Source organism: Streptomyces brasiliensis, from assembly GCF_014647875.1.
Lineage (GTDB): Bacteria > Actinomycetota > Actinomycetes > Streptomycetales > Streptomycetaceae > Streptomyces > Streptomyces brasiliensis.
On record NZ_BMQA01000024.1, the window covers coordinates 58,611 to 82,612 of the forward strand.

Consider the following 24,002-nt stretch of genomic DNA (forward strand, 5'->3'; position numbering starts at 1 on the left):
AGAGTTCAGGCGGGCAGTCGCGGCACGCTGTCGATCAGGCGGCGGGTGTACGGGTGCGTGGGGGCGCCCAGAACCTGGGCGGTGTCGCCCTGTTCTACGATGTGGCCGCGCTCCAGCACAGCGGTGCGCTCGCACAGAGAGGCCACGACCGAGAGGTCGTGGGAGACCATCACGAGTGTAAGCCCTTGTTCCTGCTTCAGCTCGGCGATCAGATCCACGACCTTCACCCGGGTGGTGACGTCGAGCGCGCTGACGGGTTCGTCGGCGAGCAGCACCCGTGGGTGACACACGGTGGCGCGGGCGATGGCGATCCGCTGGCGTTGTCCCCCGGAGAACTCGTGAGGGTAGCGGTCGGCCGTGTCGGCCGGCAGACCGACCCGTTCCAGGGTCGCGGCCACCTTCGGTGCCGCGGTGGCGCGCGTGTCGAGACCCAGGGAGCGAAGCGGCTCCGCCACGATGGCGCCGACGCGGCGGCGCGGGTCCAGCGAGGAGTAGGGGTCCTGGAAGACGCACTGCACGCTGCGCCGGAAGTCGCGCATCCGGGTCCGGTCACGCGGGGAGAGGCCGGCGCCGTCGAAGCGGACGCTGCCGCAGGTCGGCCGGGACAGGCCCAGCAGCAGACGCAGAAGCGTCGTCTTGCCCGCTCCGGACTCACCGACGAGCGCGAGGCTGTGCCCGGCCTCGACGGTCAGGGAGACGTCTTCGACCACGTTGGCAGTGCTTCCCCGGTGGCGCAGTGCCACGTTCTCCAGTTCCAGTACGGGTGTCACCGCGCACTCCTCAGGTCCAGGGCTGACTCCAGCCTCCGGGCGCTGGCCACCAGGGCCTTGGTGTACTCCTCGCGCGGCAGGCGGACGAGGTCGTGGACGGCCCCTTCCTCCACGGCGCGGCCGTCCTTCATCACCAGGGCGCGATCGGTCACCCGAGCGACTACGGCGAGGTCGTGGCTGACAAAGAGGACCGACATCTTCCGTTCCCGGACGAGGCTGTCGATGAGATCCAGCATCTCGGCCTGCACGGAGACGTCCAGTGCGGTGGTCGGCTCGTCCGCGATCAGCAGGCGGGGTGCGCAGGCCAGGGCCATGGCAAGAGCGACACGCTGGCGCTGCCCGCCCGAGATCTCGTGTGGGAAGGCGCGGGCGATGCGTTCGGGTTCAGGCAGTCGTACCTGGGTCAGCGCCCCGCGTACGGCTTCACGCAGGGCCGCACCCTTCAGGCAGGTGCGTCGGGCGAGAGGTTCGGCGATCTGGCGTCCCACGCGCATCAGCGGGTCGAGCGCGGTCAGCGGTTCCTGGAACACTACGGCGGCGTCCCGGCCGCGGACCGCGGCAAGTCGTTTCTCAGTGGCGCCCACGATCTGGGTGCCCGCGAGGTCGACGCTGCCGGTGGCGGTCATGCCGTCGGGCAGCAGGCCGAGGATCGCGAGCGTGGTGAGCGACTTGCCGGAGCCGGACTCGCCGATGAGGCCCAGCCGTTCACCGCTGTCCACGGTGAGGGAAAGGTCGTCGACCAGGGTCCGGCCGTCGGCTGTGCGGACGGTCAGTCCGCGTACGTCGAGGAGAGTCATGCGCGCCTCCGGCGGGTCGCCGGGTCGAGGGTCTCCCGCAGGCCGTCGGCGATGAGGTTGACGCCGATCACGAGCAGGACCAGCAGGACGCCGGGGGCCAGGGCTCCCGCGGGGGCGGTGGTGAAGGTGGCCTGCGCCTCCTGGAGCATGCGCCCCCACGAGGCGTTGGGCGGCGGTGCGCCCAGGCCCAGGTAGGACAGACCCGCCTCGGCCAGCACGGCGAGCCCGAACTGAAGGGCGAGGTTGACCACGAGGGTGGGCCAGATGTTGGGCAGGACGTGGCCGAGCACGGTACGCGGCCAGGACGTACCCGAGGTGCGGGCGGCGGTGATGTAGTCCTGCGTCAGGACCCGCTTGACCAGGACGCGCACCAGACGGGCCACGACGGCGCTCTGCGCCAGGCCGATCGCGAGGACCGCGGAGCCGAGGGTCGCCGAACGCGCGGCGACGATGAGCATGGCGAGCAGCAGCGTCGGGAAGGCGATCAGGATGTCGAGGAACGCGGACAGCGTGTCGTCGAGCCAGCCCTGCGCGAACGCGGCGAGCACGCCCAGCGTGATGCCCAGGGCCGCGGCGACGGCCACCGACCCGAGACCCGCTTCGAAGGCGATCCGGGAGCCTGTCATCAACTGGGTGAACAGGTCGCGTCCCAGCTTGTCGGTGCCGAGCAGGTGTCCCCCGCCGGGTCCTGTCAGCCGTCCGCCAGAGGTGTCGTCGGTGGCGTACGGGAGCCAGACCAGGGAGACCAGGGCGAGCAGCGCGATGAGACCGGCCAGGACGCATCCCACGACGAGGGTCGCGGAACGGCGGGAGCTCCGCCCAAAGCGGGGTGCCTTCGTGGGGCGTGTCTCGGTGAGGGTCATCGGGCACCTCCCGAAAGCCGTCCGCGCAGCCGTGGGTCGATGATCCGCTGGACCAGGTCGGCGACGAAGCCGATGAACAGCACGAAGAGGGTGGAGATGAACAGCACGCCCTGGATGACGGGATAGTCGTGCTGGGCGATGCCGGTGGCGAGCATCGAGCCCAGACCGGGCAGTGCGTAGACGGACTCCACGACCACTGCGCCGAGCAGGGTCGAGGCGAGTTCGACACCGAGTACGGAGATCACCGGAACGGAGGCGTTGCGCAGGCCGTGGCGCCACATGGCCGACCCGAAGGACGATCCCAGGGCGCGGGCGGTACGCAGATAGTCGCTGCCGAGGACGTCCAGGGTGGCGGAGCGGACGTAGCGGATCAGGGACGCGCTCATCACCAGGGCGATGGTGACCACGGGCAGGACGAGGGAGCGGATTGCCTCGGCGGGCTCGGACCAGCCGTCCTGGGGGAAGCCGCCCGCGGGCAGCCAGCCCGCGTTCAGCGCGAACACGGCGATGAGGATCATGCCGAGCCAGAACACCGGTACGGCGATGCCCAGTTGGGACACGGCGCTGAGCAAAGCGCCGTACCAGGTGTGCCGTTTGTGAGCGGCGACGAACCCGGCGGGCACGGCGATGACGACTGCGAGCACGAAGGCGGCGAGGGTCAGCGGGACGGTGACGTTCAGCCGCGAAACCACCTCGGGGCCCACAGGCAGTGAGCTGACGAAGGAGGTGCCGAGGTCGCCGCTCGCCAACTGCCCGAGCCAGTGGGTGAACTGCTCGGGCAGCGGCCTGTCCGACCCGATCGAGTGCCGTGCCGCGGCGATCTGCTCGGGACTGGCACCCACCGAGGTGAGCGCGTTGGCGGGGTCGCCGGGCAGCAGACGCAGCAGCACGAACAGCACGATGCTCGCCAGGGCCAGGGACACCACCAGGAAGGCGAGGCGGCGCAGGAGGTAGCGCGCCATCAGCCCTTCTTGATGTCGTAGGCATAGAACTGCGAGTTGAGGCCGTTGAGCGGGTAGCCGGAGAGCTTGCTGCCGGCCACCACGATCTGCGGGTACAGGTACAGCCAGTCGCTGGCCGCGTCCTTGGCGGTCTTCTCGTTGACCTTCTTCAGCAGCGCGGTCTGCTCGGCGGTCGTGGAGGCTTCCTCGGCCTCCTTGACCCACTGGGTGACCTGCTTGTCGTCGTAGCCCCAGTAGAAGTCGGGGTTGCCGTACCAGACCAGGTCGCGGTCGTTGACGTGCTCCTGGAGCGTGGCCGTGAAGTCGTGGTTCTTGTAGACCTTGGTGTACCACTCGTCCGGGGTGATCGTGTTGATCGTGACGGTGATGCCGACCTTGGCCAGCTGCGACTTGATGAAGGTAGCGGTTGTGGGGTGGGGGTCGTAGTTCGGGGTGTCGAGGGTGAAGGCGAAGCCCTTGGCGTACCCGGCCTCGGCGAGCAGCTTCTTGGCGCGCGCGGGGTCGTAGGCATTGACCTTGGTGAGGTCCTCGTACCAGGGGTCGGAAGGCGGCACCATCGAGCCGATGGGCTTGCCGTAGCCGCCCCAGATCGACTCCAGCAGCTTCTTGTCGTCGATGGCGGCGGAGACCGCCTGGCGCACCTTGACGTCGGTGAACGGCTTGGCCTTGTCGTTGAAGGCGAGCAGCAGCTTGGTGGTGGAGTTGCCGTCGTTGACCTTGTAGTTCTGGTTGCTCTTGAACTGGTCCAGGGCATCGGGCGACTGCTCGCTGGTGACGACGTCGACGGCGTTGGTCAGCAGCGCGTTGTTGAGGGCCGTGGCGTCCTTGTAGTAGTGGAAGACGACCTGCTTGTTGCTGGCGGCGTTACCCCAGTAGCCGGGGAAGCGGTCCAGGCTCAGGGCGGAGCCGCGGGTCCACTTGTCCAGCGTGTAGGGGCCCGTGCCGTCCTCGGTCGTCTTGAGGCTCTTGGCCTGGGAGTTGATGATCCAGACGTAGGAGAGGTTGTAGACGAAGGAGATCGACTTCTGCGACAGCGTGACCTTGACGGTGCGCGTGTCGGGGGTGGCGATGTCCTTGACGACCTCGAGGTTGCTCTTGCGGGCGGACTGGGAGTCGTCCGCGATGACCTTCTCCAGGCTGTACTTCACGTCGGCGCTGGTGAGTTGCTTGCCGCTGTGGAACTTCACGCCGTCGCGCAGGGTGAAGGTGTAGGTGAGGCCTTCGCCGCTGACCTTGTAGTCCTGGGCGAGCAGTTTCTCCACCTTGCCGTCGTCGGTGAGCTTGAACAGCCCTTCGTAGACGTTGCCGTTGAGAGCCTCGGTCACACCCTGGCCACCGCCGGCGGTGTTGTCGAGGTTCTGCGGCTCGTAGAGGGAGCCGATGTTGACCGTTGCGTTCTTGTCGTAGGAGCCGCCCGAGGCGCTGCCGCCCGAGCCGGAGCCACCGCAGGCGGTCAAGGTGAGGGCGAGGGTGGCCACGGTCGCGGTGCCGTACAGGGAGGTCTTCTTGGCGTTCATGGTGAAGGGCGCTTTCGTGCTGCGGTGCGGGGACGCTGGGGCGGTCAGTGCTCTGCGGCGAAGCCGTCGCGGAAAACGGGGAGTTTCTCGCCTGCCTCGACGGGCAGGTGGAAGCGGTTCTGCCGCGGCGGCATCGGACAGTTGTACTGGTCGGAGAACCCGCACGGCGGTACGAAGGCGCGGTTGAAGTCGAGCAGGACGCGGTGGTCGTCGTCGGTGCGCCGGACGAAGAGGAAGCGGCCGGCGCCGTAGGTGGTGTGCCCATTGGTGGGGTCACCGAAGACGAGCAGGAGAGTGCCGTCGTCGTCGAACGCGCTGAGGGTGTAGTCGCGCCCGTCGACGGTGAGGGTGATGTCGCCGGGGACGACGAGGTCGCGGGTGCCGCCGTTGTCCCGAATGTGCTCGAAGGGGACGCTTCGAGCTCCGGGCACGGGGGTGTAGGTGGCGTGCAGCACCCAGGCCGGGTCGTAGGCGAACGCGTCGACCCGGTCGAAGTGGCGGATGGCGGGCGAGTCGGCGTCCCAGAAGCGCAGCCCGTGCTCGGGTTCGCCGGTGACGAGGTCGGTGCGCTGGAGCGTGGTGACGGTCACGGTGTCCGGCCGACCGGCGCGGGCCTTCTCTGCGTCCGGATGCTCACCGGCCGGAAACCAGCGGGTCTCGACGAGTGCGAGGTTCCCCGTCGGTGAGGTGAGCGCCTGGTGCCGCTCGGCGCGCCAGGTGTCCCACTGGCCCTCGGGATCGTCGGCGGGCTGGTCGCTGATGGCGTGGGACACGGTCGGGCTCATTCGTGTAGTCGGGTTGTCGGCCTCACGCAGCGCTGATCGCGCCGCGCGAATAGCTGGCCAAAGCATGTACTTTATCTTCCATAAGAGGATCTAATGTCAAATGGCTGCGACGCACGCTGAGACGGCTGCTCGTCATGTGCGGACTCCGAGGGCGGGCAGCAGCGTTTCGGCCAGCCGCTCGACGACCTGCGTGGCCGAACCGACCACGGCGGTGCCGGGGCCGGGCCGGAACAGGCTCATGCCCGGCCACAGGTTCGGGTGCGTCTCCAGGGGCCCGCGCGGGAACCCGGCCGCCGTGCTGTCGGAACTGGCGCCGCCAGCCCACCCCGCCCTCGCCCGCCCGCCGAGCTGCCGGGCATACCTCACGGGTGACTTCGAGCAGCCGGTCGGCGGCGGCCCACGCCTCGTCCTCGGTGTCACGGACGATCAGGTGCAACCGGAGCCGATGCGCAGGCTGCGCCCGCCGTCACAGCGCGGGACCGCCTCCGCGCCCTGACACGTGTCCGCTCCACCGCGCGGGACGATCGGCACGAGGCGTTTCGGGCCACCGTGGCGGCTTGCGGGCCGGCGCCTCAGGCGGCGAAGGTCGCCCGTTCCCGGGCCGCTCGTACCGCCGCCGACAAACTCGCAATGCCGAACGTGCATTGAAGACGGTGGTCGTCGACGAAGAACGTGGGCATCCCGCCGATGACGGGAACCAGCGACGCATACAGGAAGAAGTCCTACCACTCGAACACGGTTCCTACCGCGGACGCCGCGACAACCTTGAACTTTTCACGAGACGACGGTCTCCCCCAGTGGATCGGGGCAAGCAGAGACGCAAGATCCATGCGGCGGAATCTCTCCCACACCTGCTGTCGATCACTGCTCCTTGATCTTCATACTGGCTGTCGAGCGCCGCAGGCGCTCGACGTGGACGGCCCAGACCGCTTCGCCGATCTCCGCCCATCGGCGCCGGGGTTCTGCCTACGATGCCGCCCGCGCCACCGCTGCCGGCGCATCAGCCGGGATTCAGCGGAGTGATACCCGTTCCCGCATACAGCTCAGGGGCCAGCGACAGAACCGTGACGGGTTCGCCCGCCTTCGCCGCCTGCCAGGCGATCGCCGCCGAGTGGACCACCGGCCACTCGACAGCCGGCCAGGCCATGCCGTCCACGGCATGCACTGCCGTGAACGGCACCTGCTCAGCGAAGCGCAGCGCCGCTGCATGGGTTCCGGCGCCGGGAACCTCGCGCTCTGCGGCCAGGACGGACAGCGACGGGATCAGGACGCGGCCGGTGCCACGAGAGGCCTCGATGTAGAGGCCTGTGAAGAAGTGATCCGCCCGGTACAGAGCGGCGAGAGCGGTGTGGTCCAGTACGGCCGTCAAATTCATGCGGCAGCGCCGCCCTGGTGGGAGCGGATCTGCTCCCAGGCGGACCGGCCGGCCTCCTGAACCGCGGGGGTGTACTCGATGCCCAGCTCCCGGGCGGCCTCGATGGCGCGCTGCTCCTTCTCGGCTGCGGTGAGCTCGCCTGCGGCCAGGTCCTCCAGGAGCTGCGTGATCGTCGTACCACGCTCCTTGGCCAGCAGGCGCAGCCGATCCCGCACCGCCTCGGTGGTCTTGATGCTGGTCGCGTCGCCCATAGCCTCGATTCTACCGCCGGTAGAATCGAGGTGCCAGTTCATCTGGCTGGGGAACATCCGACCGGTCAAGACGTAGTTCACCGATCGCACCGGACTCGTCGCGGACAGTGACATGGCCGTATGGCCGATGCTCGCCTTCGCCGGCCTGGTCGCCGTGTACGGGATCGGCCTGGCGGTCTACCAACGTCGCACCTGAGACCGGAACACGGTCCGGGGCGTGTCGCGGAATCAGAAATTACAGCCACTCGTTGACGGCCGCGATAAGGACGGTTGCCTCGTAGCTCCAGCGCGGCCCGCTGCGCGTCCATCAGATCTCCACGCTCCACGGAACAAGATCATCTCATGCTCGTGATCCACTTCCGAAACACGCCCTACCAGAATGGCATCGTCCAGGGCGACTTCACGTGGCGTCGATGTCCGCCCGAGGGATGGGAGTCCGGCAGGTTCTCAGTCACAGTGGACGTACTCGGTCGAGGGGGAAGCCGTGGCGGGGGAAGGAAGACCGATGACGGAACCCGATCTGTTCGAGCTGGAAGCAGTCGTGGTGGGGCAGCCGAAGCGTTCACGGTGGCGCAGATACATGGGCCCCGCCCTGGCCGTGTCCACCGTGAAGGGGACCCCGCTCGCCTCGGTGACGTACACCGACGACACGTTCGCCGTCCTCACGAAAACGTCCGGCGAGTTCATCGTCCGTATCGAGCAGTTCGGGCCGGTGGAGTTCCGCTTCACCGACGCCGCGGACCGGGAGGTCGGCACCGCCGGTGCCCGTGGACACATCAAGACCCGGCAGCTGAGCCTCCAGACGGAGCAAGGACGCCAACTCCTCCTCACGCGGCTGGGTCTCCTGTACACCGAATGGCAGCTCACGGAGACCGATCCGGACGGGGGCCCGGCGCCGGAGATTCTCGGCCGGGTCACGGTGAGCACCATCGACTCGTGGATCGGGTTGCAGCAGTACGTGGTCGAAATGGACCCTCGCCTGGACGCCTCCGAACGGCGGACCGTCGTCGCCTCGGTCGTCTGTCTGCACCTGCTCCGCCGGCCACCGGGTCACAGCACCGCACCGGCGTGAGAGGGGCCCTGGTGCTGTGCCCGGGACGGTTCACCGGGTCGTGTCGGGTGTCGGCGCGGGTCATCGGAGGAAGGCGACAGCGCGTTCGCCCATCTCCACTGGATCCGCCGACTGCGGATCCGCTGGGAGATCCGCGACGACATCCACGAAGCCTTCCTGGCCCTCGGCTGCGCGCTCATCTGCTGGCGGCGGCCTGTCTCCCTACCCTGACAGCATTGGAACCCAATGATCCATCACCTGGCGCAGACGCCGACGGTGGTCAGCAATCCAGTCGTCCGGCGGGACGAGTGGGACCCGCACAGTGACCATGGACCCAGACTCGTCTTCCACAACCACCTCTGGGCAGCCACGCTCGCCGGAGAGCTGGATGAAGACGGACGGCCCCCTGCTCATCTCCATCCAGGCCACATCTACGCCGGCGTCGAGCCGGTCCAGCGCGTCGGCCCAGCCTTCCAGCCTCGAAACCCACAGCGCGAGGTCGATACGGCCGGACACGAAGGGCGTCTGGACGACGATCTCGGCGTCCAGTCCGGCGGTCCACCTGGGGTTACGTCCCAGAACGTTGACCGTGACGCTATTCCCCTCGTCATCAGCGAGAAAGATGAGCTCCCTCGGAGGACTGTCGCCCATGCCTGCTCTTTCGTCCGCAAATCGTGAGAGATCATCGCTTGATCGGAGGGCATCTTCCATCCGTCCGGCATCCGGCTGAGGCCGATCACATCGCGGGCGCACAGGGTCCAGGTGGTCCGCTCGTCCTTGACCAGGCCAGGGTGGTGGTGCAGGGCCTCCAGGTGGAACCGGACCGTGGCCGTGTCTCCTTCGCTGTCCGCGACAGGGGTGGTGACCATGTGCTGCGTCAGTGGGATCGGGCCGATCACCTCGGCCATGGTGCACTTCAGCACGTCGGCCTCGACCTGGCCCTCGAGGGGGAAGACACCCCCGTAGTCGACGGTCACCACATCCGTCCAGTCCTGATCACCTGTTCGCCTCACACCCGCCCGCGCCAGGCGACGTACGCTTCTGCCTCCTTCGACACGGCGGTCACGCGCTACGCGGCCGACGTCCCGAGCCCTGCTTCGCCAACGGCTGAAGCACGTAGCCAGTCGTGGAACTCGGTGCCCAGTCATCTCAGCGGCGGAGTGAAGTAGGCCACCGGCGAGGTGCCCATGGCGCGGATCCCCTTTGGCCGGTGGCCGCACGTGTCTGCCCGGGCGTGCCCCTGCGTCTCATGGTCGGCAGGGTCTCCATCGCCAGGCAAACGGAGACCGAGAACAACGCCACCATCGGGATGAGGTGGTCGGCGAGGAGAGCGAGAACCAGCAACAGCGCCAGATTGGGCACCAACCATGGGAGCACTCGGCCGAGAGGGTAGCCCAGCATTCGCACTGCCGTGACCGCGTTGTTCAGCAGATAGGCTCCCAGTGCCACACAGCACAGCCGCAGCGCATCGCCCGCCGGGCGGTCCTGTGCCGCCGAGTTCACCAGGCCGCCCAGCCCTGCCGCAAGCGCGAGCAAGGTGACCACGGGCAGGAAGTGCCCGATCATGAAGACCGACCGGATCAGCCGGAACGTCTCTTCGGGGCGGGCGCTGAGTGTCTCCTCCGCCGCAGACGAACCGAAGTCGAAGTACAGCCACCACAACATGGCCACTACGGCGAATGCGGCCAGACCTGTGATCACCGCGGATGCGGCGGCGTCGGTCGCAGTGATCGCGGCGACGATCTGGGCGATCCCCTCACCCAGAACGATGATCATGAAAAGTCCGAACCGTTCGACGAGATGTCCGGACTCGACCCTGCCCTCGACCAGTCTGGTGCGCAGTGAGGAGCCACCCGGCCGGCCCGCGAGCCACGGGACGATCTCCACCGCTAGTCCCACCGACCAGAGCAGATACGCCGCCGGACGGTCAAGGAAACTCGAGGCAGCCCACAGCACCGCTGAGACAATCAGCGGCCAGTTGGCTCCCCCCGTCGGCCATCGGCGACGCGCCAGCACCCGGAAGGCCACCACCTCCAGGCGCGAGGCCGCATACGCGCCCGCGAACAGCGACGGGTGCCCGTGCGCCGCCTGCGTCGCCGCCCCGGCCATCACCACAAGGATGGCCATCTGCGCCACCACATCCAGGCGTCGCTCGGCCTCCGCTTCCCCTGTCAGGTTGGTATAGAGCGTCGATCCGACCCACATCCACCAGGCCGGCAGGAACAGCACCAGCAGCCGAAGCACGGCTTGCCACTGCGGATGCTGCAGTAGCGGATGCGCAAGCTGCGCCACCAGTACGACGAAGAGCAGGTCGTAGAACAGCTCCAGCCAGCCGGCATGCCGCTCCTTGCTCCGCTCCGCCTCTGGAGTGCGGGGATCCGGCTCTCCGGATGTGCTGGTCGACATGGCCTGCCCCTCCTCGCGGCGAAGGGCCACGTTGCGGGCCCCGTCCGAAGCTGTTCGGTCCGTTCCGACCGCCGGGGCGGTCCGAGGTCTACGCGGCCGGTGTTGTGTGGGCCGCTATGGCCGCGGTGAGTTCGGGCAGTTGCTCGGCACCCGAGACCGCCCGGTCCGTCACACGCTTCGCCTGGTCCCCCAGACCGTCGACGGCTTCCCGGAACAGATCCATGTCGATCAGTTCGAGTTCCCTGAGGTGGGCGGCATTCGCGGTCGTGACGGACGGGCCGAAGGCCTGGAGGGCGAAGCTGGTCGCCGAGCCGGAGCGCAGCACCTCGAGAAGAGGCTGAAGCGGCAACTCCAGTTGGGTCGCGGTCTCCACGATTTCGGCGATGTTCTGCTGGTTCATCATCATCAGCGCGTTGTTGAACAGTTTGCCGAACTGCCCGGAGCCGGCCGGCCCCGCGTGGATGATCCGCTTGGAGAAGGTGGCGAAGAGGTCCGTCACCCGCCCGACCGCGTCGTCGGGCCCGCCGACGATGGTGGTGAGCTCGCGGGCGAGAGCGACCGTGCGGCCGCCGCTGACGGGCGCGTCGAGCACGGTGATTCCGTACGGCGCGGCGAGATCGGCCAGATGCCGTGCCCGTGACGGCAGCCCGGTGCCGTGGTTGACGAGAATCGAGCCCGGACGCATGTTCTCCAACAAGCCTCCCTCCACGGCGATGTGAAGGTTGTCGGAGTCCCGCGAGAGGCACAGGGCCACGACATCGCTGGCGGCCGCCAGTTCGGCCACCGTGGCGGCGACGGTGCAGGAGTGGCCGGACAGCGCGTCCAGTGATGCCGGCCGACGGGCCCACACCACGAGTGGGTACGGCGAGTCGGCGAGCACCTGGGCGATGGGTGCGCCTTGGTCTCCCAGGCCTATGAACCCGACCGTGCGTCGAGTAGGCGTTTCCGCCAGATCGGTCATGTCCGTTTCCTTTGTGAGCGCTTCGCTCGGGCAGTTCCGGGCGGTTGAGAGTGCGGTCTCAGGCGTTCGTGTCGATGGTGTCGAGTTCGGTGATGGCGTCGGCGGGCAGTTCCAGGTCGGCGGCGGCGATGTTCTCGCGCAGGTGGGCGAGGGAGGAGGTGCCGGGGATGACGGCGGTGGTGGCGGATCGCTGCAGCAGCCATGCGAGCGCGACCTGCTGCGGTGAGGCGCCGAGGCGGGTGGCAACCGCGTCGAGGGTGCCGTGCTGGAGAGGGGAGAAGCCGCCGAGAGGGAAGAACGAGGCGAAGGCGATGTTCTCGCGCGCGGCGCGGGAGACGAGTTCGTCGTCCTGGCGGTTGACGAGGTTGTAGAGGTTCTGGATCGCCACGACCGGAGCGATCCGCTGGGCTTCGGTGAGCTGGGCGGCGGAGACTCCGCTGAGGCCGAGGTGCCGGATCAGACCCTTCTGCCGCAGTTCGGCGAGCGCGGTGAACTCCGCCTCCAGGGAGTCGTCGGTGGTGCCGTCGTGGTTGCCCAGACGCAGGTAGACGATGTCGAGGGCGTCGACGCCGAGGTGGTCGAGGTTGTCGTGGACCTGGGCCTGCAGGTCCTTGGGGTCCGAAGAGGGGATCCAGGAGCCGTCGTCGCCGCGGCGCGCCCCGACCTTGGTGGCGATGGTGATGCCGTCGTAGGGGTGGAGCGCCGCACGGATGAGGCGGTTGGTGACCTCGGGGCCGTAGAAGTCCGCCGTGTCGATGTGGGTGACACCGGCGTCGACGGCCTCGCGCAGCACGGCGAGGGCCTCGCCGCGGTCGCGGGGCTCACCGAAGACGTTGGGGCCGGCCAGTTGCATGGCCCCGTATCCCATCCGGGTGATGGTCAGGTCGTCGGTGAGCGTGAGGGTCTGAAGAGACGTGTGACCAGGCATGATGCTCCTTACGAGGACTAAGTAACTATGAAGTTACTCCCCTCGGGCGCACCAAGTCAAAAGATGGTTACTTCTGCTAGCCTGGATTTCATGACCGCGGCGACCGACAGCAACAAGACGTTCCGGCCCCGAAACCCGGAGGCGACCAAGGAACTCCTGCTCACGGCGGCGACGGAGGAGTTCTCGGAGTATGGCTTCGCCGGTGCGCGGATCGACCGGATCTCGGAGCGGGCACACACGAACAAGCGGATGATCTACGCGTACTTCGGCGACAAGGACGGCCTGTTCGACGCGGTCCTCAGACGTCAGATCGCACGGCTCGGCGAGGCGGTCCCGTTCGAGGAGGGGGACCTCACCGCCTTCGCGGCCGCCCGGTTCGACTACATGCTCACCAATCCGGCGGCCCGCCGTCTGGCGGGGTGGCGCGCCTTCGAGCGGTCCAGGCCGACGGCCGCCGAGTCGGAGAGCTACCGGGTGAACGTCGAGGCGGTCGCAGCCGCTCAGCGCGCCGGCAAGGTCAATGACAGCATCCCCGCGATCGATCTCTTCGCGATCGTGCTGCGGATGACCGAGAGCTGGCTGAGCGCCCCACCCGCGCTGCACGCGGCCGCAGACACCGATCCCATGACCCCCGACCGGACGGACGAACACCGCGCCGCACTCGTCGAAGCCGTGCGCCGCATCACCGAACCGGCATGAATGCACATCCCCCGCATCGGGTGTCGGCGGTCGGGCAGGGCATGTGGCCAGGCGTGACGTCGCCGCAGATGTCCGTAGGCGGCCCGCAGGCTTGACCGGCCTCCGCACAGCGACACGGCACACCGCACTTCGCTTACGGAAGGTCTCCACCCCACGACGGCGTCCCCGGTCACAAGGCACACCCGCGCCCGGGGTCCCAGGGCCGGCGTGCTCGTGACGCGAGTGAGGCCCGGGCAGGCGTTGTCCGGGCCGAACTCTCACTTTGTGTTTCGCTGCTGACATCCTCGCCCCTGCGGAACGGGATGATTTTCGTCAACCGCGCATTTGACGGCCGCGGTGTCGGTGGCTTCCCACTTCGCGCGCGGTGCCGGCAACAGAGGCGGTCAGGTGACGGCGAGCGCGGTGAGTTCGCCGGCGCGGCCGGGCTGCTTCGTCCCGTACACCGTGCAGACGACCCGGCAGTGCGGGGCGGGCGCCTTGATCTCCTACGCGGTCTTCAGCGTCTCCTCGAACTGGGGGCGGACCCGAACCGCAAGTCGAGTTCCTGGCCGAGGGGCGAGCGGCGGACGTAGCCGATGCGGATGTTCGCGCTCGGCAGATCCGGGTCGACCCGTGCCGGCGGCGGGGTGCATGCAGCCGCGCTCCCCATGTGGCACCGGTGATTCTGTATGGTGCAGCGGCCAGGTCCTGGGCGTCGTACCAGCGGCTGGCGCTGCTTACGCAGCACTTCCTCGGCCACGGCCCGCCGCCCGCGAACACGTCAGAAGCCTCTCGGGCGTCCCACCTGCCGGCCCGGCGCGGGCCATACCGGGCAGCGGTCACGAACAGGGTCTCCCAGTCAAGCGAGATGCTCTGCACGCTCGGCCCGCATGCGGTGCTCGCAGCAGACGTCCGGTTCGTGGCCGAAGCCTTCGGGCCGGGGCGTTCTCGTGTGCGTGATCGATGCGGCGCATTGCGCCCGTTGTGCGTCGTCGAGCATCTTGTCGCTGTCGGAGGCCGCGTTGACCAGGCCGGCGCAGCACAGGGTCAGCAGCAGGGCGCCTCCGGCGATGGGGAAGGTGCGGCGCGGCGGGGGCGGGGCCAGCAAGGCCCGGACCCGCTGGGGTACGGCGCCGCCGGTGACGGCGAGCGCCGGGGGGCTCGATGCGCGGAACGAGGAGGCGAGGGCGGCCCGTCCGACGGCGCGGGCGACGACCCGGCGGCTGCCGACCCGCGCCGCGGCCTCTTCGTCGGCCCAGCGCTCCAGAGCGAAGCCGCCGGCATCAGCCAGAGGCCGTAGCAGCGGGTTGAGGGCCGCAGCCAAGCGCCACAGAGTCTGGAACACGTGGTGGCGACCGCGGAGATGGGCTCTTTCGTGAGCCAGCAGGGCCTCGCGTTCCTCGTCGCCGAGGCAGCGCAGCATGCCGCTCGACACCACGATGCGTCCGGGCGCGCCCGGCAGGGCGAACGCCTGCGGAGTGTCGTCGTCCACGACGGCCAGCTCGCTGTCGCCGGGCATCCGGGCGCACTCGCGTCGCGCCCAGAGGAGGTGGCGGGCCTGTCGTACGGCGGCGAGGAACAGACCGACGGCTCCCGCTACCAGGAAGAGGGCGCTGATGACCGCGACGGTGAGGTAGACCGGGTCCTCGGCCTGCAGGGCGGGTACCGACCAGCGGCCCTCGGCCGCGACCTGCGGAATCTGGGCGATCCCGGTGAACGCCAGCAGGGCCAGCGATCCTGCCCAGCCAACCGTCGTCACCAGCGCGATGCACGCGAGGGCCCAGGCGGCGGGGCGCGGGGCGAGTCGGCGGGCCACCCGGGGTGCGAGCACCGTCAGCACGGCCGTCACGGCGAGCGGAACATAGACGCTGATCAGCACCGGGTCACTTCCCGTCGTCCACGTGCCCCGCGCTGTGGGGGCCGTCGTGTCCGGACAGCAGTTGATGCAGCAACTGCTCATCTGCTTCGGAGAGTCCGGAGACGAACCGGGCCAGTACCGCCTCGCGGTCGGAGCCGCCCTCCAGGAGCGACTTCATGCGCTGTGCGGTGTGGGACGCCTCGTCACGGGCCGGCTCGTAGGCGTATCCGCGGCCCTCGCGGTGCCGGACGAGCATCCCCTTGTCGTACAACCGGGACAGGATCGTCAGAACGGTGGTGTAGGCCAGACCGCCCGGCAGGCGCTCCAGGACCTGTCGCGCGGTCAGCGGACCGTCGGCGGACCAGAGGGCGGCGAGCACGTTGCTCTCGAGCTCGCCTCGGGCCCGTCGGCCGGGCGTGCCGCCGGCCTCGTCGTCCCTCGGGTGGTGCACCGTTGCATTCCTCTCCGTCGCCTTGCCTGCGGACAGGCTACCCGGCGACTCCTACTGGTCGTAGGAGGTAAGCTCCGGACTTCGAACGGCGAACTGGTTGAGGACAACCGTCCCAGCGCCCGGCTGGTCGTGCTGCTCCCGGCGGAAGGCTCCTGACTTCCGGCCGGGCTGCGCACACGAGCCAGCCGGGTGACGCCGCGCTCTTGCCGTCGTCGAACCGTCGCCGAGCGGGACGTTACGCGCCGAGGGGTGAACACGCGGCTCAGCTCTGCACGTCCCGACGGGAGACGGCCACATAACCGACGAAGCAGACGATGGCCGCCGTCCAGGCGAGGGTCACCGGTCCCGGGCCGAGGCTCAGGCCGCCCCTGTTGTCATCCGTCGCGACGGCAGCCGTCGCCCTCCGCGCGGTATGAATGACCGGCCAGGCATCCGCGGGGACGGCACAGTCCAGAGCGGCATTCGACGAGCGGGCCCTCGCCGCCGGCCTCACTCAGGACCAGGCCGACGCCCTCCAGGCCAAGGTGAACCGCTACTTCGCCCGTCGGGATGGACACCAGGTCTCCACGAACGAGATCGCCCTGACAAGCGGTGCGAAGCCGGCATTCTGTGAAAGGTCCCGCCACCGGAGTGTGACCGGCCGTGGATCACGGTTGCTGTGGCGCTCCCCGGCACGGCCTCCCTGGCCGGATCGGCCGGCCGGGGGCTTGGGCGCGGTCAGGATGGCGACCGTGGCCGCGAGGGGTCATCTTCTCACCCCGGCGGCGTGCGGAACTCCCTGCTCGAACGCTGACTTCCCGTCACATGTATGTGGAGAACGACTCAGTTCATGACGGGCTGGCCCCGCCCTTGCCACGATAGGCGTCATGGACACCGAAGCGGAAACCGAACCGCTGCTGCGGATCACCGTGGCCGAGGACCCCGACGCGCTGCAGTCGCTGCTCGACTGGCTGAGGCATGAGGACGAACTGCGCGGGCGGCTGCGCCTGGAACCCTCAGGCAGCGGGACCGGCGGAGAGATGGGCGGTCTGCTCGACGTGCTCACCATCGCACTGAGCTCCGGCGGGGCGGGAGCGGTCCTCGCCCGCTCGCTGTCCACCTGGCTCACCCACCGCCACGCGGACGTGAAAGTCACCGTCAGGGGTCCGGACGGTCGCAGCGTCGAGGTCGACGCGCACCTACTCCAGAACGATGTACCCGGCCTGATACGAGAGATCAGGCAGTTGGTCGACGCGCCGGAGCAGCAGGAGTGAGCCGGTTCCCTGACCCGGCCCGGTCACGCGCCGTGCTGATCGGTGTCAGCCACTTCCCGGAATCCCCCGAACTGGCGGACCTCCCGGCCGTGCGGGAGAACGTCGCGAGCCTGTGGCGCCGACTCACCAACGACACCACGGGCGTGCTGGAACCGGGGCACTGCGAGATCGCGGACCCGGCGAGTTCCACCGCCGACATCGGCCGCGCCATCAGCAAGGCCGCTGCGGAAGCCTCGGACATGCTGCTGATCTACTACGCCGGCCACGGCCTGGTGGACGACCGGGGACGGCTGTACCTGGCGACGAACGCAACCCGGGCCGACGCTCCGAAGTACAGCGCACTGGGCGTCGACCTGCTGCGCGAGGACCTCGGCGGCAGCGGCGCCGCCGCCCGCGTCCTCGTTCTGGACTGCTGCTTCTCCGGACGAGCCATCGAGGTCATGACAGGCGAGGACGGCCTGGTCGACGGCCAGCTCTCCATCGCGGGCACGTACACGATGACGTCCACGAGCGCCAACGCCCCCTCCTACGCGCTCGCCGGTGAGCGGTACACCGCCTTCACCGGGGCATTGCTGGCGGCGCTGGACAGCCCACGGCCGCTCACTCTCGACGAGATCTACCGCAGCGTCGCCGCGGAGCTCCAGTCCCGCGGCTTGCCCCGGCCACGCCAGCGGGCGACCGACACCGCCGGAGCCCTGGCACTCGCGCGAGGCCCAGCCGAACCCGACAGCCCGCCGACCGACCCGGTGGACGAAGTGCGGTTCCGCCGCGACCGAGCGACGGCGAAGACGCAGATGAAGAGGAACATGCGAAAACCTCTTGGAATCGTCTCCATGATCGTAGTCGGGCTGCCCGTGCTCTTCGCAGGGCTGAACCACGACGCGAGCTGGCTGTGGGCGATCCCTGTGTACGGGGGCGGTTGTGCGGCCGTGATGGGGCTCATCACCGCTCTGGTCGGCCGGTCCTTGCCTATGGAGACGGAACTGGTCATCGACCGTTCGGCCATTACAGTGCACCTGCACAGGAGCACGGCCGGCGACGGCACGCTGCGGACGCCGTGGAAGGACATCTCGCACGTGGGCGTCCTGCCTCCCAAGCGCGGCTCGGTGAACCCGAAGCTGACCCAGGTCTACGAGGGCAACCACCTGCTAGTGGTGCGCCTGCGGCCAGATGTTCCGTTCCACTCGACCAGAGGCATGCGCTTCTCGGACGAGCTGCACGAGCTCGGCTACCGCGTCATCGCCACGATCGGGAGCTTCGGCGCCGACAAGGAACAGATCCTCGCTGCGCTGGACCAGTTCGCGGGCGACCGAGTGCTGCACACCGAGCAGGAGTTCCTGGCCCGCGACCCCCGCATCCAGCCGAAGATGTTCTGACGCGGTCGCAATGGAAGTGTCTGGCGCAGGAGTTCAGCTTGTCTCATGCGGTCCGAACTCAGCACGGTGGCAGCCGGCTTGGCCGGTCAGCCTGATGCAGTGCGTCGTGGCTTCGCGTTCCCACTTTGTGATGTGTAGGCCGTTGGCAGGGCTGGCCGGTGGCGAGGACTCTGCCCACGGGTCCGGTGTGGGTTCTGCCCACCGGGGTGGGGAAGCGTGGGCGGCGGGTCTTGGGCACAGGGTGGGTGTAGGCGATGTCAGCCCACACCTTGCCGCCCGCAGGACGCAGTGTGGGCAGCTGGATCACCGCGTTCACCGCAATGGTGGGCGGCAGGGTGACGGGGCAGGCCACCCACGTCCAGTCCGCGTACCTCTGCGGATCGGGCCGGGTCGGGAGCTGGAGCCGCGGGAGTATCCGCTGTCCGTCGTCGGAGCGTTCGATGGTGGACTGTTGTCCGTCGCAGGCGGCAAGCAGCAGTATCCGCGCCACACGCGGCATGGGCTCCAGCTCGAACACATCGGCCGGGAGGTGCCCGTTCTTGCGCTCGAAGGCGGTGATCTGGCGCGTTCGGGAGCGGATGGTGCTGGACGGCAGATACGGGCCGCCGAGGATCGCGGCGCGCACCTGATCCCACTCTTCCAAGGTGCGCCTGGCGGGGTCGGCAGGCCAGGTGGCCAGGATCCCGGCGGCCAGGTCGGCACGCCACTTCACCGAACGCAGCGGACGCCCGGCCGTCTCCTGCGCCATGCGCACGATCCGGTCATTCACCTTCACACCCCCGGCTGGGATGACGCTCCAGCCGAGGCGGCGCAGCGCCATCCACACAGTCGACGGCAGCTTCCTGCCCCCGGCATCCACGCCAGAGGCCAGCATGTCGACGCCAGCAATGTTCCAGTGCCCGACCAGCAGCGTGCCCGTCATGCCGGCCACCAGGTCGGCACACCAGCCGACACGCTCGGCGAGGCCGGACGCGGTAAGGAGTTCGCCGGTCTTCTCGTCCATTCCCGACCGGATCAGGGCGCGGGCGCAAGCGGTGCGGGCAGCCTCGCCCTCAGCAAGAGGCAGCTTCCTGCTCACGCGGCCCTGCTCTCGTCGCTGCATCGGCCGGACTCGGACAGCTGACGACGGCGGTTCTCCCAACTGCGCATGCCGCACAAGCGCCCTGCGAACGTGGTCACAAGGGAGACGAAATCCGCCAGCAGCTCTTCCCGCCCGCCGAGCTTCTTCGGGTGCAGCACCTCCACGCTCACCCCGTACACGGCGAACAGGCGCTTCAGCCAGCCGACCCCGAACCGGGCCAGCCGGTCTTCATATGTGACACGCACGACACTCACGGAGCCGTCCGAGACCATCGCCAACACCCGGTTCAGACCAGGCCGGTTCTCCTTCGAACCGGAGCCACGGTCCCGAACGACCTTGACGAACTCACCGGTGGAAGTGGCCCGCAGCTCGGCTTCCTGAACTTCCAGCGAGGATCCCCGCCCGGACGAGCCGGACACACGCACATACAGCAACTCAAGCCGAGAACGGGCGGTTGAGGAGTCACTGCCACGCTTCAAGTTCTCCACATCAACCCAGGAGAACCGGCGCTCACGGCCGACCCACGTGAACGGGATCTTGCCGTCGATAGCCCACTGACGAAGCGTCATCGGATATAACCCGAGACGCTTCGCAGCCCTGGACATACGCAACAACTCCAACGCTACATGCACAACACCAGGGATAAATAATGAAACCTCTCAGCCTCACCGTTCCGCATGCTCAGTCCGCGCACGAGGTGCTGCGGCAGACAGCGCCTTCCACATCAGCACCACAGGACGCCTCGCCTGGAGCCGTCCACGCCCGTGGCTACGTCATGAGCTGCGCGACCGGCCACCGGGGCGGCAAGGTCTCGGCTGTCATGGCGGGGATGCCGGAACCCGCCCGATCGCACGGGTCCGGCGCGCACCCGGCCCCGGATTCGGGAGGTGGGGCAGGATGAGGATTGAACGTTTCAACCGCGTACCTTTCATACTCGCGCAGCCGGTCGGCATCGATGAGGGAACGGTCCCGTGTCGGGCGGACCCCCACATCACGGCGATGGTGCCCTCGAGGTCGGATCGTCCCAGCTCATGGCGGTATCTCCGCCCGCTGTCCGTAAGCGGGCACGCTACGTTTCCGATTCCTGGACGAGCGATCGGTGCGCAATCCCTTGCGCGGCGGCGGACGCGGAGTTAAGTTCCCCTCGCCTGAGTCGATTCAATGCGCCTGCGGTGCCCACCCGGCGACGCGAGGAGTCCACACTCCGCAGGGTCAGCGGCGATCCCGGCTCCGCGCCGCCCCGTCCGGCCGTCGCAGCCCGTCCACGCCGGTTCCGCCGCACCGCCCTGAACCGTCAGCTGCCACCGAGGAGCGCACCACACCATGTCATCCGCCCGCGGAAACACCGTTGCCCGTCCACGGCGCAGGAGCGTCCTGATCACCACCGCGATCTTGACCGTCCTGTCCGCCGCGCCCGGCGTGGCCGTGGCCGCGCCGCCCGACCACGCGCCCCACGCCCCGGAGCACCTGACGGTCGGTGACCAGTCCCGGCCGCTGGAGGTCGAGGGCACGCCGCGGTTCGGCTGGCAGCCCCACACCGTCGGTTCCGGGCACAGCGTCTTCACCCCGGTCGGCTGATACACCGCCGCCACTGACCGGGGCCGGCCGCAGTGCGACCCGCTGCGGCCGGCCCCCACCACCGCTTCGCCCCGGCCGGCTGACCTGCCGACACCCCCCGCCGGGGGTCCGCCCCCAGTTGCACCGTTCGACCGTCCCACCACCGCAGCGTGTGAGGAGACCATCGCATGACGGAGCAGACCAGGAGCCGCCGCAGAAGTCGGCGCATGGCAGGTATCACCGCGCCGACCGCGGTGCTCGCGCTCGCCTCCGGACTGTTGCCCGCCACCGTCGGCAGCGTCGCCTGGGCCGCTCGCCAGGACACGGCCGGCAGTCCGCCGGCGAGCACGGCCGCCGGGGGACCTGTCGACTGGCAAGTCCAGGGCCAGGACTTCCGGCTGGTCTACCGGCAAGGCGGTCGCACGGTGGCCGCTCAGGCACCCGGTGACACCGCGGGGCCCGGAGGCCGGATGGCGTACCAGGTGGACGACGGGCGCGGCGGCACGGCCTATCACCGGCTGACCACCTTACGGGCCAGCCACCCGGTCAAGGGCGGCACTCAGTACACGGTGGACACCGACGAGAGCGGGCGCACCGCCACGGTCACTGTCACCCGTACCCCGGAGGGCGCGCATGTGGCATGGACCTTCACCCCTTCGACAGGCGTCACCACCGTGTTCGAAACGCTCTCGGCCGGCTCCACCGAGCACTATCTGGGCGGCAGTTCCGCCGCCTACGTCGACCTGCGTGGCCATATCCGCGGCTGGAGTCCCGGCAAGGAGGGCAACGAGGCCGGCGACTACTGCCAGAACCAGGAGCAGGCGGCCAGCACCTTCTATCTGAGCTCCGGCGGCTACGGCTTCCATGCCGACACCGACCACATCGGCCGGTTCGCCTTCCCCGGCGCCACCGAGACCGCCGACGGGCCCAACTGCGGCAGGACCCCATCCGTGCCCAACGGCGCCCCAGCGCCGACGCGCTGCCCAGTCGCCGCGACGGCGCAGGACGACCGCGTGCAGACCTGCGTCAAGGACGACCAGCTCGCCTACGACATTTACGCCGGCAGCCCGCAACAGGTCACCACCGCCTATTACCGCACCGTCGGCAAGCCCCTGCTGCCGCCACCGAGCGAGTTCGGTGTGATCAAATGGCGCGATGTCAGCGCCGACCAGGCCCAGGTCCTCGACGACGTCGCCGAGTTCAAAAAGCTCGGCATCCCGATCGGGACGATCTTCGTGGATAACCCGTGGGAGCAGCAGCCGGCCGGTAACACCCACCGGATCAACGGCAGCGCCTGCACCAACAGCGGGAGCTTCGACACCAACTTCTTCCCCGACCCGAAGGCGATGATCGACAAGATCCACGCCGAAGGTGTCAAGTTCGGCCTGTGGGTCACCCCGCGCGTCGGCTCGCCCAGCTCCTCCCAGGGAGGTGGTTCCTGCGCCGGCATCAACGACCAGTGGGCGAAGAATGGTTGGCTGATCCCGGGAACCAACTACATCGACCTGACGATCCCGGCCGCCTACCAGGCCTACGTCGCACAGCTCACCAAGGTCTTCTCACTCGGCGTCGACATGGCCAAGGAGGACCGCGGGGAGGAGTACCGGCTGGAGACCGCCACCCTCGCCGCAGGGCCGGGCTCCCAGGAGTACCTGCGCTTTCCCGCTCTCTACCAGAAGGCCGTCACCCAGGCGCTGCGCAACATCAACGGGAACGACTTCGAGACCCTGGTGCGCGCCGGCGTCCCCGGCACCGCCCAGAACACCCACGGAATGTGGGGCAGCGACACGACGCAGACCTTCACCGGTCTGCGCACCGAACTGCGCTACGGCATCAGCGAGTCGCTGACCGGCCACTTCGCATGGGGCTCCGACACCGGCGGCATCGACCCCAAGGCCCCGGCGAACTCCACGAACAGCCCCACCCCTGCGCTCTTCACCCGCTGGTCGCAGTTCAGCTCGGTCAGCCCCGTCTTCGAGGTGGGAGGCGCGGGGCTGAACGCCACCCCGTGGCTCTACCCGACAGAGACGGTCGATCGCTTCCGAGACAGCGCCGTGCTGCACACGGAGCTGTATCCGTACTTCTACGCCCTGGCCAAGCAGGCTGCCGCAACTGGTGTGCCGATCATGCGCGCTGTGGGCTACGAGTACCCATCCGACCAGCAGGCGTGGGGGCAGGACCAGGAGTTCATGGTCGGCCCGGATCTGCTCGCCGCGCCGGTGACCGACGACCGGGCCGAGGCCGACGGCGCCGCGGGCCAGGACACGCCTGTCCACGTGTACCTGCCGAAGGGCCGGTGGGTGGACGTCTTCACCGGTGAGGTCGTCGACGGCGGACGGACCATCAGCCGCCCCACCGGTCTGGACGATTTCCCCCTCTACCTCAAGGCGGGCACGGCCATTGGCTTCAACGACCGTGCCCCGCAACTGTGGCAGGACGGCTGGGGGACCGACACCCTGTCCAAGCCCGGCCTCGCCGGCTGGCTGTACGCGCCGCCGCCGTCGGGTGCGTCGGCCGTTCGTACCAGCGCCATCGGCACCGACGGCGGCCGGATGACGGCGTCCTCCGGCGCGGAGGGCAGCAGTCTGCAGCTGACCGGCGCGCCGGCCCGGACACAGATCGTCGTGCTGGCCGACCATGCTCCCGACCGCATCACCGTCGACGGCCGGACCCTGCCACGGGCCGGGTCGACGGGCCGGCTGCGCGGGATGGAGACCGGCTGGACGTTCACCTCCGGCCCCTTCGGTGGCATCGTCCTCAAGCTGCGGCCGCAGCAGGGCCACGCGCAGGTGAATATCCCGGCGGCGGCCGGCTGACCAATTGCCTGGCTACCAGGGACAGCCATTGGCCCGTCCCGGCGGTAGCGCGACAGGTGGTGCTGCCGCTCGCGCCGCAGATGGCACAAGTGACCCCCCGGAGGCAGCCAACTGCCATGGGAGGTGACTTCGGCACAGGAAGAAGGCCCCCACTCACGCAGAGGCGAGTCGCCAGTCTGTCAGCGCCGGGAACGCCGTCGACTTGACCGGCACCAACGTTCCGCGGCTGCCCATCAGCCCACCTATCAGCCATCACAGGGAGGACA

At 68.9% G+C, this 24,002-nt stretch carries 22 protein-coding genes and 2 pseudogenes; 6 read left to right on the forward strand and 18 right to left on the reverse strand.

All coding sequences use genetic code 11. The features are described from left to right. Positions 1-5: 5 nt before the first annotated feature. From IEZ19_RS29230 to IEZ19_RS29270, 9 genes and pseudogenes are all read right to left on the reverse strand, one after another. A complete protein-coding gene (locus IEZ19_RS29230; protein WP_189314315.1) occupies positions 6-770 on the reverse strand; it encodes an ABC transporter ATP-binding protein in 765 nt (254 codons plus the stop codon). Then, entirely contained in the window at positions 767-1,567 is an 801-nt protein-coding gene (locus IEZ19_RS29235) for an ATP-binding cassette domain-containing protein (RefSeq protein ID WP_189314316.1), read from the reverse strand. The genes IEZ19_RS29230 and IEZ19_RS29235 overlap by 4 nt, the downstream gene beginning before the upstream one ends. Beyond that, positions 1,564-2,430 carry an ABC transporter permease gene (locus IEZ19_RS29240; RefSeq protein WP_189314317.1) on the reverse strand — a complete coding sequence of 289 codons (867 nt, stop codon included), beginning with the start codon at positions 2,428-2,430 and terminating at the stop codon, positions 1,564-1,566. The genes IEZ19_RS29235 and IEZ19_RS29240 overlap by 4 nt, the downstream gene beginning before the upstream one ends. Beyond that, positions 2,427-3,392 (reverse strand): ABC transporter permease, encoded by a 966-nt coding sequence (locus tag IEZ19_RS29245; RefSeq protein WP_189314318.1) that lies wholly within the window; start codon positions 3,390-3,392, stop codon positions 2,427-2,429. The genes IEZ19_RS29240 and IEZ19_RS29245 overlap by 4 nt, the downstream gene beginning before the upstream one ends. After that, a complete protein-coding gene (locus IEZ19_RS29250) occupies positions 3,392-4,909 on the reverse strand; it encodes an ABC transporter substrate-binding protein (RefSeq protein WP_189314319.1) in 1,518 nt (505 codons plus the stop codon). Before IEZ19_RS29250 ends, IEZ19_RS29245 begins: the two co-directional genes overlap by 1 nt. Positions 4,910-4,953: 44 nt before the next feature. After that, the gene (locus tag IEZ19_RS29255; RefSeq protein ID WP_189314320.1) at positions 4,954-5,694 is read right to left on the reverse strand and encodes a DUF1684 domain-containing protein; all 741 of its coding nucleotides are present in this window, start codon (positions 5,692-5,694) and stop codon (positions 4,954-4,956) included. Positions 5,695-5,826: 132 nt separating this feature from the next. Next, positions 5,827-6,156 (reverse strand): annotated as a pseudogene (locus IEZ19_RS53620) (LLM class flavin-dependent oxidoreductase); the annotation flags it as partial. Between the two features lie 538 nt (positions 6,157-6,694). After that, positions 6,695-7,069, reverse strand: a complete 375-nt coding sequence (locus IEZ19_RS29265) for a PIN domain-containing protein (protein ID WP_189314321.1) — start codon at positions 7,067-7,069, stop codon at positions 6,695-6,697. Next, positions 7,066-7,320 carry a hypothetical protein gene (locus IEZ19_RS29270; protein WP_189314322.1) on the reverse strand — a complete coding sequence of 85 codons (255 nt, stop codon included), beginning with the start codon at positions 7,318-7,320 and terminating at the stop codon, positions 7,066-7,068. The genes IEZ19_RS29265 and IEZ19_RS29270 overlap by 4 nt, the downstream gene beginning before the upstream one ends. Before the next feature lie 505 nt (positions 7,321-7,825). Here IEZ19_RS29270 and IEZ19_RS29275 point away from each other — a divergent pair. Beyond that, positions 7,826-8,392, forward strand: coding sequence for a hypothetical protein (locus tag IEZ19_RS29275; RefSeq protein WP_189314323.1), 567 nt, complete (start codon positions 7,826-7,828; stop codon positions 8,390-8,392). 201 nt (positions 8,393-8,593) lie between these two features. Here IEZ19_RS29275 and IEZ19_RS51125 read toward each other — a convergent pair whose 3' ends face one another. From IEZ19_RS51125 to IEZ19_RS29295, 5 genes and pseudogenes are all read right to left on the reverse strand, one after another. After that, a complete protein-coding gene (locus IEZ19_RS51125; RefSeq protein WP_229840955.1) occupies positions 8,594-9,022 on the reverse strand; it encodes a DUF5959 family protein in 429 nt (142 codons plus the stop codon). Between the two features lie 62 nt (positions 9,023-9,084). Continuing rightward, positions 9,085-9,519 (reverse strand): annotated as a pseudogene (locus IEZ19_RS53625) (nuclear transport factor 2 family protein); the annotation flags it as partial. A gap of 1 nt (position 9,520) precedes the next feature. Further along, positions 9,521-10,777, reverse strand: coding sequence for a low temperature requirement protein A (locus tag IEZ19_RS29285; RefSeq protein ID WP_189314325.1), 1,257 nt, complete (start codon positions 10,775-10,777; stop codon positions 9,521-9,523). Positions 10,778-10,865: 88 nt separating this feature from the next. Continuing rightward, positions 10,866-11,738 carry an NAD(P)-dependent oxidoreductase gene (locus tag IEZ19_RS29290; protein ID WP_189314326.1) on the reverse strand — a complete coding sequence of 291 codons (873 nt, stop codon included), beginning with the start codon at positions 11,736-11,738 and terminating at the stop codon, positions 10,866-10,868. A 58-nt stretch (positions 11,739-11,796) separates the two neighbouring features. Then, positions 11,797-12,666 carry an oxidoreductase gene (locus IEZ19_RS29295; RefSeq protein ID WP_189314327.1) on the reverse strand — a complete coding sequence of 290 codons (870 nt, stop codon included), beginning with the start codon at positions 12,664-12,666 and terminating at the stop codon, positions 11,797-11,799. A gap of 90 nt (positions 12,667-12,756) precedes the next feature. Here IEZ19_RS29295 and IEZ19_RS29300 point away from each other — a divergent pair, with 90 nt between their 5' ends. Continuing rightward, positions 12,757-13,365 carry a TetR/AcrR family transcriptional regulator gene (locus IEZ19_RS29300; RefSeq protein ID WP_189314328.1) on the forward strand — a complete coding sequence of 203 codons (609 nt, stop codon included), beginning with the start codon at positions 12,757-12,759 and terminating at the stop codon, positions 13,363-13,365. 838 nt (positions 13,366-14,203) lie between these two features. Here the strand turns inward: IEZ19_RS29300 and IEZ19_RS29305 are convergent. Both IEZ19_RS29305 and IEZ19_RS29310 read right to left on the reverse strand, forming a co-directional pair. Further along, positions 14,204-15,223 carry a M56 family metallopeptidase gene (locus IEZ19_RS29305; RefSeq protein ID WP_189314329.1) on the reverse strand — a complete coding sequence of 340 codons (1,020 nt, stop codon included), beginning with the start codon at positions 15,221-15,223 and terminating at the stop codon, positions 14,204-14,206. Positions 15,224-15,227: 4 nt separating this feature from the next. Next, on the reverse strand, positions 15,228-15,653 hold the full coding sequence (locus tag IEZ19_RS29310; protein WP_189314330.1) for a BlaI/MecI/CopY family transcriptional regulator: 426 nt from the start codon (positions 15,651-15,653) through the stop codon (positions 15,228-15,230). Positions 15,654-16,519: 866 nt separating this feature from the next. Here IEZ19_RS29310 and IEZ19_RS29315 point away from each other — a divergent pair. Continuing rightward, entirely contained in the window at positions 16,520-16,906 is a 387-nt protein-coding gene (locus IEZ19_RS29315) for an effector-associated constant component EACC1 (RefSeq protein ID WP_189314331.1), read from the forward strand. Next, positions 16,903-18,282, forward strand: coding sequence for a caspase family protein (locus IEZ19_RS29320; protein ID WP_189314332.1), 1,380 nt, complete (start codon positions 16,903-16,905; stop codon positions 18,280-18,282). Before IEZ19_RS29315 ends, IEZ19_RS29320 begins: the two co-directional genes overlap by 4 nt. A gap of 58 nt (positions 18,283-18,340) precedes the next feature. On the opposite strand, the gene IEZ19_RS29325 is transcribed toward IEZ19_RS29320, so the two are convergent. Together IEZ19_RS29325 and IEZ19_RS29330 are read right to left on the reverse strand one after the other, a co-directional pair. Continuing rightward, positions 18,341-19,360, reverse strand: coding sequence for a hypothetical protein (locus tag IEZ19_RS29325; protein WP_189314333.1), 1,020 nt, complete (start codon positions 19,358-19,360; stop codon positions 18,341-18,343). Then, positions 19,357-19,983: an IS607 family transposase gene (locus IEZ19_RS29330; RefSeq protein WP_189314334.1), complete on the reverse strand. Its 627-nt coding sequence runs from the start codon at positions 19,981-19,983 to the stop codon at positions 19,357-19,359. Before IEZ19_RS29330 ends, IEZ19_RS29325 begins: the two co-directional genes overlap by 4 nt. A gap of 703 nt (positions 19,984-20,686) precedes the next feature. On the opposite strand from IEZ19_RS29330, the gene IEZ19_RS29335 reads away from it, so the two are divergent. Both IEZ19_RS29335 and IEZ19_RS29340 read left to right on the forward strand, forming a co-directional pair. Further along, positions 20,687-20,941 carry a hypothetical protein gene (locus IEZ19_RS29335; RefSeq protein ID WP_189314335.1) on the forward strand — a complete coding sequence of 85 codons (255 nt, stop codon included), beginning with the start codon at positions 20,687-20,689 and terminating at the stop codon, positions 20,939-20,941. Between the two features lie 167 nt (positions 20,942-21,108). Further along, positions 21,109-23,736, forward strand: coding sequence for a TIM-barrel domain-containing protein (locus tag IEZ19_RS29340; protein WP_189314336.1), 2,628 nt, complete (start codon positions 21,109-21,111; stop codon positions 23,734-23,736). Positions 23,737-24,002: the final 266 nt, after the last annotated feature.

Bases quoted from the DNA above. Each gene is read 5' to 3' on its own strand.
- IEZ19_RS29235 (WP_189314316.1), bottom strand. From the start codon at position 1,567: ATGACTCTCCTCGACGTACGCGGACTGACCGTCCGCACAGCCGACGGC.
- IEZ19_RS29240 (WP_189314317.1), bottom strand. From the start codon at position 2,430: ATGACCCTCACCGAGACACGCCCCACGAAGGCACCCCGCTTTGGGCGG.
- IEZ19_RS29245 (WP_189314318.1), bottom strand. From the start codon at position 3,392: ATGGCGCGCTACCTCCTGCGCCGCCTCGCCTTCCTGGTGGTGTCCCTG.
- IEZ19_RS29250 (WP_189314319.1), bottom strand. From the start codon at position 4,909: ATGAACGCCAAGAAGACCTCCCTGTACGGCACCGCGACCGTGGCCACC.
- IEZ19_RS29255 (WP_189314320.1), bottom strand. From the start codon at position 5,694: ATGAGCCCGACCGTGTCCCACGCCATCAGCGACCAGCCCGCCGACGAT.
- IEZ19_RS29265 (WP_189314321.1), bottom strand. From the start codon at position 7,069: ATGAATTTGACGGCCGTACTGGACCACACCGCTCTCGCCGCTCTGTAC.
- IEZ19_RS29270 (WP_189314322.1), bottom strand. From the start codon at position 7,320: ATGGGCGACGCGACCAGCATCAAGACCACCGAGGCGGTGCGGGATCGG.
- IEZ19_RS29275 (WP_189314323.1), top strand. From the start codon at position 7,826: ATGACGGAACCCGATCTGTTCGAGCTGGAAGCAGTCGTGGTGGGGCAG.
- IEZ19_RS51125 (WP_229840955.1), bottom strand. From the start codon at position 9,022: ATGGGCGACAGTCCTCCGAGGGAGCTCATCTTTCTCGCTGATGACGAG.
- IEZ19_RS29285 (WP_189314325.1), bottom strand. From the start codon at position 10,777: ATGTCGACCAGCACATCCGGAGAGCCGGATCCCCGCACTCCAGAGGCG.
- IEZ19_RS29290 (WP_189314326.1), bottom strand. From the start codon at position 11,738: ATGACCGATCTGGCGGAAACGCCTACTCGACGCACGGTCGGGTTCATA.
- IEZ19_RS29295 (WP_189314327.1), bottom strand. From the start codon at position 12,666: ATGCCTGGTCACACGTCTCTTCAGACCCTCACGCTCACCGACGACCTG.
- IEZ19_RS29300 (WP_189314328.1), top strand. From the start codon at position 12,757: ATGACCGCGGCGACCGACAGCAACAAGACGTTCCGGCCCCGAAACCCG.
- IEZ19_RS29315 (WP_189314331.1), top strand. From the start codon at position 16,520: ATGGACACCGAAGCGGAAACCGAACCGCTGCTGCGGATCACCGTGGCC.
- IEZ19_RS29335 (WP_189314335.1), top strand. From the start codon at position 20,687: ATGTCATCCGCCCGCGGAAACACCGTTGCCCGTCCACGGCGCAGGAGC.
- IEZ19_RS29340 (WP_189314336.1), top strand. From the start codon at position 21,109: ATGACGGAGCAGACCAGGAGCCGCCGCAGAAGTCGGCGCATGGCAGGT.